This is a genomic window from Paenibacillus riograndensis SBR5 (genome assembly GCF_000981585.1).
GTDB lineage: Bacteria > Bacillota > Bacilli > Paenibacillales > Paenibacillaceae > Paenibacillus_AQ > Paenibacillus_AQ riograndensis.
In genome coordinates this window covers 1,948,202-1,961,629 of sequence record NZ_LN831776.1, presented here as the reverse complement: position 1 = coordinate 1,961,629, position 13,428 = coordinate 1,948,202, and the positions used below count along the sequence as shown (strand labels likewise).

The 13,428-nt window shown below is 48.7% G+C and carries 6 protein-coding genes; 1 reads left to right on the top strand and 5 read right to left on the bottom strand.

Annotated elements, in window-relative coordinates; translation table 11 throughout:
• Nucleotides 1-11: 11 nt before the first annotated feature.
• From PRIO_RS08415 to PRIO_RS08405, 3 genes are all read right to left on the bottom strand, one after another.
• The gene (locus PRIO_RS08415; RefSeq protein WP_020434248.1) at nucleotides 12-1,562 is read right to left on the bottom strand and encodes a response regulator transcription factor; all 1,551 of its coding nucleotides are present in this window, start codon (nucleotides 1,560-1,562) and stop codon (nucleotides 12-14) included.
• Nucleotides 1,555-3,339: a cache domain-containing sensor histidine kinase gene (locus PRIO_RS08410; RefSeq protein ID WP_020434247.1), complete on the bottom strand. Its 1,785-nt coding sequence runs from the start codon at nucleotides 3,337-3,339 to the stop codon at nucleotides 1,555-1,557. Before PRIO_RS08410 ends, PRIO_RS08415 begins: the two co-directional genes overlap by 8 nt.
• Nucleotides 3,340-3,454: 115 nt before the next feature.
• Nucleotides 3,455-5,638 carry an alpha-galactosidase gene (locus PRIO_RS08405; RefSeq protein ID WP_046501862.1) on the bottom strand — a complete coding sequence of 728 codons (2,184 nt, stop codon included), beginning with the start codon at nucleotides 5,636-5,638 and terminating at the stop codon, nucleotides 3,455-3,457.
• A gap of 176 nt (nucleotides 5,639-5,814) precedes the next feature.
• On the opposite strand from PRIO_RS08405, the gene PRIO_RS08400 reads away from it, so the two are divergent.
• On the top strand, nucleotides 5,815-6,795 hold the full coding sequence (locus PRIO_RS08400; RefSeq protein ID WP_082118081.1) for an AraC family transcriptional regulator: 981 nt from the start codon (nucleotides 5,815-5,817) through the stop codon (nucleotides 6,793-6,795).
• A gap of 321 nt (nucleotides 6,796-7,116) precedes the next feature.
• Here the strand turns inward: PRIO_RS08400 and PRIO_RS33780 are convergent, their stop codons facing one another.
• Nucleotides 7,117-12,093 (bottom strand): S-layer homology domain-containing protein, encoded by a 4,977-nt coding sequence (locus tag PRIO_RS33780; protein WP_020434243.1) that lies wholly within the window; start codon nucleotides 12,091-12,093, stop codon nucleotides 7,117-7,119.
• Nucleotides 12,094-12,119: 26 nt separating this feature from the next.
• Nucleotides 12,120-13,400 (bottom strand): extracellular solute-binding protein, encoded by a 1,281-nt coding sequence (locus PRIO_RS08390; protein WP_020434242.1) that lies wholly within the window; start codon nucleotides 13,398-13,400, stop codon nucleotides 12,120-12,122.
• Between the last annotated feature and the right edge of the window lie 28 nt (nucleotides 13,401-13,428).

The window sequence follows — 13,428 nt, the reverse complement described above, 5'->3', positions numbered from 1 at the left end:
TCATCTAATAATTATGGATTTTTATAATCGGACGGCGAACGGCCTTCATACTTTTTGAATTTGCTGAAGAAGTAATTTACGCTCGTGTAACCGACAAGCTCGGCCGCTTCGTACACTTTCATTCCTTGGGCCAGCAGCTCTTTGGCTTTTTGGATACGTACCTTGTCCAGATAAGTGTTAAAGTACTCCCCGGTCTTGTTCCTGAACAATTGTCCTAAATAGGGGGTGCTGTAGTTCAGGAGACCAGCCAGCGTCGAAAGCTTTAAGTCTTCTGCATAATGTCTATGAATAAAACCGGTCATTTGCTTAATTTCCTGCTCCTTGCCCTTTGGCCCGGCGTCCTCCGCAAATTCCAACAGAAAACGGTGTGTCTCTTCCAAAAGATCCGATAGATAATCCTGCTGATAAATCCCGTTTAAAAAACGCGAAACGGTCTCCGTTTCTTTCAGCTCGATACGGGAGGCGGCGGTGAGCTTATGAATGAGCCTGTTGGACAGAAAAAAGAAAGCTTGTTTGACAGCGTCCTCCTCTTGCCCCTGTTGGATAAAAAAGGCGGCAGCCTCATTCAACAACGGAAGCACCATAGTTTTGTTGCCTGCATCCAGGCTGTAATACAAGCGGAAGATTAAATCCTCCATCCTCTTTTCATCCCTGTCACCGGCCTCACGGGGAAACTCCGGTGCAGCAAAAAGAGTACGTTCCGGCTCCAAAAGACAGTCCTTAGCGCTGAAAAAGACTTGTTTTACCGCTTCCTGTGCTTTCAAAAAAGCGCTGTAAATAAGCTCCGGCTCACTAACGGTTCCCCCGGTCGCAGCAATAAACCGGGTATCGCCTGCGATGCTCCGGATCTCACCGTACAGATGATCGCGCCGCTGCCTTCCGTGCAGAGGCGAATTGAGCAGGAGAATGACATAAGGGGCGATTACGGTTACGAGCCCCCTATTCCGCCCCTCTATCCCGTGTTTCAGTCCTGCGGACAGCTGATGTAAGTGTTCCGGACGGTCCGCTTCGGGAACACGCGGTGAAATAACAACGATTTCGTAATGGCTCCACAACAAATCCATTTCCCTGATCCTGCTTCTCAGCTTGGCCGGATCTTCCGTCTTCTCTTGAGGAGCAAGCAGGCGGCGCAGATACAGCTCCCGGTTGGTAACCTCCGTTCTGTACCATTCCCTCCGCAGACGCTCCTCCTCGATCTGCTCGCGCACCAGCTTTAAAGTAGCCGACATTTCTGCGATGTTTACCGGTTTAACGAGATAGCCCGCTACTCCATATGTAATCGCTTGTTTGGCATACTCGAAGTCGGCATATCCGCTGAGAATAATACAATGCATCTGATGACCGGCCGATCGTAAGCGCTGAATGAATTGTAAGCCGTCCATTACAGGCATGCGGATATCAGCGATTACAAGATCCGGGACTTCTTCCTCGACGATCTTCAAAGCATCTCTGCCGTTGCCTGCTGCAGCAGTAACTGTGAAACCGAGGTTTTCCCAAGGTATCAGAGTTTGAAGTCCCTGTCTAAGCTTCGGTTCGTCGTCGACAATAACAACCTTAATCATTCAGTGCACCTCCAGGAATAAAAAACGTGATCGCCGTGCCTGTCCCGCTCCCGCTTTCGATACTTAAGGCACTGGATTCCCCGTACAGCAGGACGAGGCGGTCGTTTACATTTCGCATACCGATCCGCTTGCTCTCCTGTTCATGTACGGATTCGGCAAGCTCTGCCTGAATTTCGGCAAGACGTTCTGCGGTGAAACCTGCACCATTGTCACATACTTTCACCCGGGCTCCCTTCGGCATCTTCTTGACCTCAACTGTAATGACAGCTCCTTCTTCACGGTTATCCAGGCCATGAAGAACTGAGTTTTCCACTAATGGCTGAATGATCAACGGAGGGACCGGCATTACCTCCAAATCCGCATCAACCGTCAGATGATATTCCAAACGGTCTTCATACCGGAACTTTTGCATTTCAAGATAACAGCGTACACGCTCAAGTTCTTCGCGAAGGGGAATATTGCCGTTTCCAGCCTCCAGACTGCTCCGCAATAACGTACTCAGAAGCCATACGGCCTCCGCGATTTCGTCCTGCCTGCGAATATGGGCCTCCATGCGGATGGATTCAAGTGAGTTGAAGAGAAAATGCGGATGAATCTGGCTTGCCAGCATTTTGAACTTCATTTCACTTTGCCTTTGCTCAACAAGATTTTTCTGGTGATTGGTTTCTTGAACTTCTTGGACAAGGTCATGCACGCTCCGGATGAGAGCATTAAATTGCTTTGAGAGCAGACCAATCTCATCTTTACTGTCGATATGGATATACGTTTCCCAAGAGCCCGCTCCCGCTTTGGACATATGCTTGCTCAACCGGAGCAGCCTGCCGGACAACAGCGAGGCGGAAGCATAGATAAGCAAAACTGCAAACATCAGGCTGACCGTTATGACGACAGCGCCGAGCCGGATAACTTGATTGGCTTCCCGGGTAATCTCGGAAACGGAAAAAATAGAAATGATCCGAAGCCCGTTCCAGCTGTTTTCCGGATTCAGATTGACCATAACCACTTTAGATGCTTTTCCGTTGACGACCGTGTCATAGCTTCCTTCCTGACGGGAAAGTATCTTTGCATCTCCATCAATTTCGGATAGATTCTTTCCGAAAAACTCTCCTTCATTGGACCCGACCACCCGGTTCCGGTCATCCACAATCAGCGTAGTGAACGGCTCCTGGTCCAAAATCGATCTTAGTTGCTGTTTATCCACATTGATGGCCAGAACGCCTTTCTCCCCCAGTGAGTCCACTGGAAATGAACGTACCAGACTTAGCTGCTCGGAACCGTTACGTTCATCCTTGATCAGATTCCATCCGGCAAGCCCTTTCTGCTCTATGGCTTCCTTATACCAGCCTTCTGCCATAATGGCATTGTCCGGCTGGATAAATTCCCAGTTGTTAAGTGCTCCTGGATTAACAACATATACGCGAATGCTGGATATCTCCTTGTACAGTTGGATGTAGTCGCGGATATCCGTATACTCCCGGTATGCCTGGATGACTTCGGTATAACTTTCGTATTTTTGGGCGGCCACCTTCTTCATCCGGTTATCAATGGTTAGCCGGTAGGAAATATTCAGCGGTACCTTAATCAGCTCTTCCGTGCGCTTCCGTACGCGTTCGACATTGTTAGATAACTGTGTAAAAGCGTCATTAATGACAATCTCCCGAAGCTTCCCGGTCAGAAACAAGCCGGATAACAACAAAGGCAATACAGCTGCTGAAATGAAGGTAACCGCCAGTTTCTTTTTCATTTTCATGTCATTCATAATTCGGACCAAAAACATGGATCATCCTCCCGGGCCTGGTTGGCCGCTGCGCACAAAATGCCCCTTTTCCACAGAAAGGGGCATCGATTTATTGTAGATATTTTCCTCTTTCGGGCGTTGACAGATCCTTACCTTAAGCAGTAACGGGCTTGATTGCCCGAACCCTGAACCATCCGCTTTCATAATCTTTTTGTTCATAGACAAGGGGCAGCCCCAACTGCATCAGTCTGTCTCCCCCGCAGATAAACTGTTCTCCGCTGTATTCCGAATGGATCTCGTATTCGAGTTCCGGATGAAGTCCGGCCAGACGCAAAAATCTCTGGGGCGCATTGGGCACGGCCATCACTTGAAAATGGTAGACAAGCGCTTCCTCTTTGTCTTCGGAAACGAACATCCAAGCCGGCTCGTTTCCTTCGAATGGGCTCTTCAAACGGTACAAATCCCCTCTCTGTACTAATCCGCGGATCTCCTTGTAGGTTATGATCTGGCGTTTGGCCGTCTCTTTGTCCTCTTCAGTGAATTTCGTCAGATCAAGCTCATAACCGAAGTTTCCGGACATCGCCACATCGCCCCGAAAATCAAGTGGGGTTATCCTTCCGACTTGATGGTTCGGCACAGCCGATACATGTGCTCCGATTGCGCTTACGGGATAAACAAGGCTGGTGCCGTATTGAATCTTCAGCCGTTCCACGGCATCGGTATTATCACTGGTCCAGGTTTGCGGCATGTAGTATAACATACCGGGATCAAACCGGCCCCCTCCGCTGGAGCAGCTTTCGAACAGAATATGCGGAAATGCGGAGGTGATGCGCTCTAACAGCTCGTATAATCCAAGAACATAACGATGGGCGGTCTCCGGTTGGCGTTCCGGCGGCAGATCAGCCGAGCCTATTTCCGTCAGGCAGCGGTTCATATCCCATTTCACATAAGCGACAGGCACACTGGAAAAAATAGCTGAAAGCGAATCATAGATAAAATCGCGCACTTCTTGGCGGGTATAGTCCAGCACCAGCTGCCATCTGGCTTCGGTGCGTCTCCGCTCCGGAACATGAAGGCACCAGTCCGGGTGCTTCCGGTACAGCTCGCTGTCCGGCGAGATCATCTCCGGCTCAACCCAGAGCCCGAATTTAAGGCCCAGACGGTTGATCCGTTCCGCAACATCCGCAAGCCCGCCGGGGAGCTTCCTGCGGTCTTCAACCCAATCGCCGAGGGACGAATTGTCAGCATCCCGTTTCCCGAACCAGCCGTCATCCAACACAAAAAGCTCGATACCCAGTTTGGCTCCCTCTTCTGCTATCGCTGCCAGCTTATCTGCATTGAAGTCAAAATAGGTAGCTTCCCAGTTATTGACCAGGATCGGACGCTCCTCGTCCCTATATTCCCCCCGGCAAAGCCTGGTCCGGTACAAACGATGATACGTCCGTGACATGTCTCCCAGTCCTTGTCCAGAATAAACCATCACGGTTTCCGGTGTCTGGAAGCTCTCCCCCGGATTCAGCAACCACGCAAAGTCAAAGGAATTAATACCGATGCTGAGCCGCGTTGAACCGAACGAATCCACTTCCGCTGCCGCTTCGAAGCCGCCGCTGTAGACAAGGCTGAAGCCAAAAGCTTCCCCTTGACTTTCGGTCGTCTCCGGAGTGACTAATGCCGCAAAAGGATTGAACTGGTGGCTGCTCATGCCCCTTTTACTATCGATTCGGACCTCCCCTTGATGAAGCGGTTTGCGGGTAATATTACCTTCCCGGGCCCAGGCGCCTGAGAGGTACGTGATCTCAAAACCGCGTGTGCCCGGAAAATCGACACTGGCGCTCAAGGCACGGCGAAGCCGTAATTTCTTCTCCCCCTGATTGCCCAGCCGGGCCGAGCGAATAATGACGTTTCGATCCGCAAAGATGCTGTAACTCAGCACGACGGTAAGGCCTGAATAGGCATCCGTTAATTCCAATTCCAACGTATCTGCTTCGGCTGCATCCTCGGTATACACGGCTGGAAGCCCGGGTAAGGATGGTTTCCCCTTCATAAGCCGGTAACCTTCGTACTGTAGCTCAGTGATTCGTGTTCCGTCCTCCAGTTCAACCTGGTACGCCGGATTCCGGAAGTCTCCGCTTCCATATTGCGGGTATTCCTGCGGCAGCCGGTCTAATCCGGCTTGTTTCGGGGTGTGAATCAGCAGGCCGGACATGGGTTCCCGGTGCTTCAGTCTGCTCCCCCAATAGACATGTACAGGGTACCCGTCTACGATCTGAATAATATAGCTCATGCCGGACGACTGCAGATGAAACAGCCCAGCCTGCTCTTGTACGATTATGCCCAATGTAAATCCCCCTTCCTTCTGGTTCATCCTGTTGACATGGTTTAATACTTGATAAGTACATGTAATATAGCAGTCAGTTCTATAGAAATAATATATAAATTGAGTTCTAGAGTACATGGCACTGTACTCACTAAATATGTTATAATGCTGGATAATTTACATGAAGGAGACTTGTTGTGATTGAATATTTACCGCGCAGTAAACAGCATGCCGAATTGCATCTTACTCAATTCGGCATCGAGGAATGTATACCGGGTCATTTTTTTGGGCCGGCTGTGAGGAATCATTATTTGCTCCATTATGTTTTGAGCGGAGAGGGAGTTTTTGAAGTCGGTGGAAGCCGGTACCGGCTGCGGAAGGGGCAGGGGTTCTTAATTTTCCCCGATGTGGTTACTTATTATCAGGCGGATACAGCGAATCCCTGGTCTTACTGCTGGGTTGGTTTTAACGGGGCATCGGCAGAGCTGCTTCTCAAGCAAGCGGGTCTAACTAAATCTTCCCCAATCTTCCTTTATGACAGGGATGATATGATTTACCAGTACTTGCAGTTAATGAACGAATCGAGAGGATTCCATAAAGCCCGGGAAACCAGGCTTACGGGGTTGCTGTATTTATTATTATCGCTGCTCGTGGAGTTCGGTCCGGTGGCATCTCCTGAACTCAAAGGAACCCGGACGGAGATTTATGTTGAAGAGGTAAAGGATTTTATCGAAATGAACTATCCTCAGAAAATTACCATTGAGGACATTGCCCAGTTTATCGGACTCAATCGAAGCTATTTATGCTCCTTATTCAAACAGCGGAAGCAGATCAGCATTCAGGATTATCTGATTCGTTATAGAATCAATAAAGCATGTGAAATGATGGGGAACGCGGAGCTTTCGATCGCTGATATTTCCCGGTCCGTAGGCTATAACGATGCTTTACTTTTCTCCAAAATGTTCAAAAAAGTAAAGGGCTCCGCCCCTAAACATTACCGGGCGGAGATTCAGGCCCAAATGCAGAACGATTCCCAAAATTCCATTCAGCAAATTGAAGAGGAGCATCTATTTTATAACGGCTTTGCGCCATGGGTCCCGACTCCCCATGAATCCTACGGCAACTCTTTAAGTGGAAAAAGGTTAACTAATTTACCGGAGAACCTTATCCTCGGGTAGATGAAGTGGAAAAAGGGACACTAATTTGGCTCATTTCGCCATTGAACAAGAAATGTGGCCCAATTAAGTTTACTTTTTCCACTTAAATCTCAGGATTTCTTAATTTTCGGAGAAATAAGTTCCCTTTTTCCAACTAGCACTGCCCACCTGCTTCTTCGCAAGCATCAGTTGGAAAAAGGCAGCCGAAATCCGACGTCCATAACAAGGACGGTATCGTTTCAGCGAAAAATAGAAGGCGCATTTATTGCGTGAAGCATATAAATGTTCTTTCAAAAAAAACTAACGTCCGGAATTCCGGACGTTAGCCTCACGGGTCGTATTCTATTGCTGCTCCACTTTCTTAATCAGTCTAAGAACCATTGTTATGGCTTCGGCTCTCGTTGCCTGATCATTGGGAGCCAACCGGTTATTGTCCTTGCCTTCAATCAGACCGGCATCATATGCGGCTGCTGCATACGGTTGCCCCCATGCAGGAATGCGCTCCGCATCTGTAAAAGGCGCCTTTGCCTTCGGGTCTGGCTTCCAGTCCAGCGCCCGGACGATCATGGCAATCATCTCTAAGCGGGTAATCTTTCCATCAGGCCGGAAGGTTTGATCAGTATAGCCTGTAATCCAGCCGGATTGAACCGCATTTGCAATATACGGCTTCGCCCATGACGGTATGCTGCCTTCATCTTTGAAGGAAAGCCCGGCTTGCTCAAGATTTGCTTTTAACGCACGGCCCAGTATTACCGCAAATTCACTGCGGGTAACCTCTCCGTCCGGACGGAAGGTGCCGTCTTCATAACCTTTCACAATATTGCGTTCCACCGCTGCCAGGATATTCTCTTTAGCCCAATGCTTATCAATATCCTTGAACTTAGGCTGATTGGCAGTTCCTTCATTACCCGTATTACCAGTATTTCCATTGTTGCCGGTATTGCCAGGGCTGCCAATGGTTCCAATGGTCCCAGTAGTTCCGGTATTCCCCCCGGTGCTGCCCGTATTGCCTGCATTGCCGCTGTTTCCCGTGTTGCCGTTATTTCCGTTATTTCCGTTATTTCCGTTGTTGCCCGTGCCTTCGTCAGGCTTCTTTTCGGCCTCTAGAACCGTTAACTTGAAGCTTTTCTGCGCCTCAGCCCCATCTTTCTTAAGGGTTGCTGTCAGCGTCACCTCGGTTGTGCTGGCTGGACGCTTAACTTCCCCTATGCCAGAGATGATGCCGGGGTTGCTAGAAGTCCAGGTGATCACACTTCCATGCTCGCCTACAGCCGGTAAAATAACATTCTTCGTTACTGAGGTATTGAGATCTCCATCGGCATATCCGATTTCAAGCTTATCCTTGTCTAAATTCACATCCAGCGGCTTAGGCAGATCACCCAAAGTTATTGTTACTGAGGCTGTATTAAGCGGAACGGTAACAATCCCTTTTTCGTTATCCATTACGCCTGTGGATACAGCAGTGATGTTGTTCACCATACTTGGCAATTGAACGCTGAAACTGACCTCGCTTGCCTCAATCTTAGCTTGCTTCAGATCGCTGTTAAATGTAACAACTAGCTGATTGTCTTTCCTTACCACACTGTATCCTACTCTGCCGCCTTGAAGGGCGGGGTAGTTCTGCACACTTGCCACTGCATTGTTATTCCCCGCATCTATGACCCACTCCTTAGGGATACCGCGGCCCACGATAATATCAATCTTTTGATTGTGATCATAAATTTTCTCGGCAACCAAGGAGTCGATGAGCACCTTGGAGTTAACGGATTGCCCCCACATATGCTGTGCCGATCCGCCACCGCCCGGTGCATTTTGAAGGTTCAGATGATCATTTGTTTGGGCCCAAGGGCTGCCCGCGACGGGATAATTAATGCCTTCCCACCAGCTGAACGGTCCGCTCATTGAATTTTCAATCATGAATTCGTAAGCTTTAATTCCCATATCCCGGTATTCTTCCCCGCGCAGCGCAGCGCTTCCATAACCGGCGTTATATGCGCTTGAATAGAAGCCATGCGGATAACCTCCGAAGTTATACGGAGAATCTGTGGTATCCTCCTGAATACGTCTGTTAATTCCGTAAGTATAAGTATCATCCAGCAGCTTCAGGTTAATATTGTCTTCCGGCTGCTCCGCTCCGTACAGATATCCGTCCCAGTGCCATCTGCCGAACAGGAACATGGACGCCCAGTTCGCATCTCTGGAATCTCTCATGCGGTTCTCATCATTGGTTTCAACGACCGATGCCGGAATATAATCAAGCCCTTTATCGGTTATCGTCTGCTGCAGTTTGGCTGTAAATTTGGCTAACAAGTCATCATACCTTGCTTTTGCCCATTCCGCCTCATGTAAATAATATTCGTCATTCTTCAAACGGTATAATTCACGGGTTAGATATTCATAAGCGGTCAGACCGGTCAGAGCGGAATAATTGTCAATGGTCCAGTTTCCCTCTGAATCAATCGCATACGTTTTTTTCATAATCCCGTCAGCGTTGCGGTCGCTTTCAATGGTTCTGGCACCGAATTTTACCCGCTTCTCAAATACGGTACCGCTCGTTCCATCATCGGCAGTCATCTGCTCATCAAAGATAGAAGCGTCTCCGGTCTTGCTTAAGTAAACAGCATAGGCCCATGGAATCTTCCAGTTCGTATCCCAGTACAGATTGCTGTCTACCTGACCTGTCTCAATATTGATTCCGCCTGTCAAAGGAATGCTCTTCAGATAATCCTGCGCATGAGCGAAATCCCCGCTCTGAATCAGGTTCACCAGAATCCCCAGCGTATCATGGGAGAATAATCGGGCATAGCCGTTTTCACCCACATGCAGATAAGTGTCATCCTTAATAATCATGGTATCGATATAACCTGACTTGAATGCATTCACAAGCTCCTGGTTCGGCAAACGGATATCCACCACTTTGGAAAGTCTCGTTAGCCAATAAGCTTTCATCTCACCGTAGTTGGCTTCGAAGGATCCCAGACCAGCCACCTGCTCTTTGGTCAGGGAAGTGAACTGGGTGACGTTCTTGTCAAAATATTCATATTTATCGGCTTCAATCGCATATTCCCTGACAATGCTCTCACCGGGCTCAACGGTATACGTATTGATAGCGGCCGCATTCAATGGAACCAGATTGCCCGATACCACCGGCAAAAGCATGATTTCGTTTGAACGATTCGCAGCCGTAATTCTGGAATAGTTGATGACATAATCCTTATTGTCTACCGTATGTTTGTTGGCAAACGTTTCAATCTTGTAGTCCACTTTATTTTTCGTATATTCACTGATAAATTCGGGCAGATACCCTTCCCCTTTGGTCCACTTGATGCTGCTAGTATCGGTCACTCCGAAGGTAACCAGTTGTTTGGGGGCAACCGGGCCATGCTGTTCCGGACGGCTTCCGCCGATTTGATACGAACCATCCAGAAATGCAAGCGAAGCATTCTTGTCACCCTCAAAACCAAAGGCCGCTGTCATCTGCTCATTCGTCTCATACTTGTATTTGCCCGAGACCTTGAGGTTATGAACCGCTTCCAATACGGCGGAGTATGCAGCTAATTTATCGGTTTCCGAAGCGTTTGCATCCAGCGCCTTGGCGGCTTTTACCGCTTCATTCAAGGCATTCAGAGAGCTGATGGTATAGCCTTTAATAACCGCCCGGCTGATTTTATCGACCTGGCCGGCAATGGCAGACATATCCATATTGATTTTCAGGTTATCCCTTGCAGTCAGCAGTTGGCTGTAGGCCGCATTGATCTCCTCTTGTTTGGCATCAAAATCATTCAACCGCAGCTTGGCGTGATGGAGTGCAGCTTCCAGAGCCGACCATGACTGTACAGTGTACAGCTTGCTGTTATAGTTGTGATCCGTAATCTCATTGACTAAGGCCTGCAAGGCGGTTCTGTCCGTGTCCGATTTTTTAATAATTCTTAGTATTCCTGTACCGAGATGTGCTTCCGATTTAAAAACACCCGAGATGCTTTTGCCGAAATACTCGCCTGCCGTTTCCCCATTCTTCTTCATGACCATCCAGCGGTATTTGCCGGAGAACAGATTCTTCTGCGATAAGACCAGGGCATAGCGTGTATTTCCGGCAAGAGTATAGCTGAGCGGAATTGTGGTCATATCGCCGTCTGTAACATGGTCCCTGGCTACCGTTGTTTCTGCAAGCGGCGCACCTGCCGGTAAGCCTGAATGGTCTGTCTCGTATAATTTCGCCGTCAGATCACTTACATTATTGGACATTTTTCTTACATTTACTTGCACGTACTGCATATCAAAGCTGTCTGCAACGGTAAAAGTCTGATATCTGTCCTGCTGATCCCCGCTGCCGCCGAACTCATATTCATTTTCTGCAGCACCTGTGTAATCGATCATAAGATTGGTATCTCTTCTTACCAGCGCAGCTTGTGCCGTATTCAGCAGGGCCAGTGTGCTGTCAATTTCCGCCTGGTCTGCATCCGCCTTCTCCAGAATGCCCTTGGCTGCATCCCTTGCCTTCACAAACTCCTGCCAGGACTCATCCGTGTATACGCCCTGAAGCCTGTCTTTCACTTGATTATAGGCATTCTGCAGTATACTCTTGTCGGCAAGCTGCTTACTGCTCACTGCCAGCCCCGAGAAGGACATATTTCCATACCGTGAAAGAGTTTCTGCCTGCAGGCCTTCCACTTTCAATTCCACATGGGCAGGCACCTTAATCTGATACTTGTATACTTCCGAAGTGCCGCCCGCACTGACATCCTTCGTTTCGATAAGATTCATATCGGCATAAATCTTCACAGCAGCCTTAGCCTGCCATAACCCGATTCCGAAAACGACCGTCGACTCCTGCGGCTGCGGTGAAACCCGGAAGGTCCAGCCTACATTCTCGTATTTCCCTGAATCTCTGTTCTTGGGGAAAAACACGCCGAATCCCGTATCTTTGACAGCCCTTTCATATCCGGCCATGCCATCATCCCAGGAATAAGACAGATAATTCGCATCACCGCCCCGGTCCGGTTTCCCCTCAGTGCCCGTAGTATCATTACCGTATACGCTGAAGGTTACAGAACTGGAAACGGCCTTTCTGATCTGGACCATTTGGTCCGGGCCATTACCTTTCAGATGCAGCCAGTCCACATTGCCAACCTGGGACAGATCAAGCGAATCTTCCCCTTGTACTTTACTTTCGACGATTTGAAGTGCGGCGGACCCTGTACCGGCATCCGTTCCGTCAGCTCCATAGGCGACCTTGGGCTGGCCCAGCGAAGCTGATGTGATAACCAGAGAGACCAACACAAACACGGCTGTCATCTTTTTGATTGGTATTCTGAGCATTGCATTACCTCCATCCGGTTTCTGCCTTACTTTTGTCCATACTTCTCTTGTAATTCATCAAGCAATTCCTTGACAGGCAGCTTACCGTTTTTAAAGATGATTTCTTCCACGCCCTTCAGCAGATCCGCATGGAAGGCTTTGGTCTGTTCCGGATAAGCAAAAGGCATACCTGCCTTTTCCATATTATCGAATACAGGCTTCAGTTCAGGATATTTCTCCAGATATTTCGGAAGCAGTGCCGATACGGCAGGCGAATAGCCTACAGTTTCAATCGCATCTGTTTGTGCTTCGTCACGCAATGCGTAAGAAATCACTTTCATAGCCGCTTCTTTATTCTTGCTTCCTTGAAGAATGGAGAGTCCATGGGAGTAAGCGCTTTGTGCATCTACGGTACCTTTAGGCATTGGCAAAGCGATCAGCTCCAGCTCCGGATTGGCCTCTTTCAAATAACCGACATACCATGGTCCCGCTGTGGACATCGCTCCCTTTTCTTTCGAGAATACCTCGCCGTCCCAAGGTGCGCCGATTTCTATCGGTGCAATGGCTACCTTGGACTTCAGGTACATATCCACGAAGAACTGAAGGCCTTTCACGTTCTCTGCAGAATTGATGGTCTTCCCGAAATTCCAGCCTCCGCCGAAAGCATGAACATATTGTGTGATATGGAATGGATCAATACTGCCTACAATCCCTTTAACACCGTCTTTTGTCATCGCTTTAGCGAGTTCCAGCATTTCATCCATCGTCTCCGGATATTTAGTAATGCCTGATTGATCGAACATCTTTTTATTTATAGCGAGCATTGAAGTGGAAGAGTCATAAGGAATACCGTATAATTTACCGCTATCTGTCCAGCCTTTATATAGAGAGGTCGTAATCCGGGTCTTGTCAAAGCCTACTGTCTTAATAAGCTCATCCAAAGGCTCAAGCACACCCTTCGCAATGTACTCGTAGTTCCCTTCATCGGACATGGCAATAATGTCGGGACCCACTCCTGCAGCAATAGCTGCCGGTACAGCCTTCCAGAACTCATCGCTTGTCGGATACTGCTGAAGCTTCACCTTCACCTCCGGATATTTTTCTTCTATGCCCTTGACCATAAACTCGAAGTTCTTCTGTTCAGCGGAGTTGGCCCAATAAGCCATGGTTACTTCAACCGGATCAGCAGGCTTCTCGGATGCTTCCGTGGCAGCAGGCGATTGGTTTGTCTTCTGCTCTGCTGAATTATTGGTTGTTTTAGAAGCACAAGCGGCCAGCAGACCTGTGAGCATGATGCAGCACAGTATGAGCGTCATTGCTTTTTTCATCTATTTAATCCCCTTCGATTCAATTCGC

Coding starts and splice junctions, on each gene's coding strand:
- PRIO_RS08415 (WP_020434248.1), bottom strand. CDS start 1,562: ATGATTAAGGTTGTTATTGTCGACGACGAACCGAAGCTTAGACAGGGA.
- PRIO_RS08410 (WP_020434247.1), bottom strand. CDS start 3,339: ATGTTTTTGGTCCGAATTATGAATGACATGAAAATGAAAAAGAAACTG.
- PRIO_RS33780 (WP_020434243.1), bottom strand. CDS start 12,093: ATGCTCAGAATACCAATCAAAAAGATGACAGCCGTGTTTGTGTTGGTC.
- PRIO_RS08390 (WP_020434242.1), bottom strand. CDS start 13,400: ATGAAAAAAGCAATGACGCTCATACTGTGCTGCATCATGCTCACAGGT.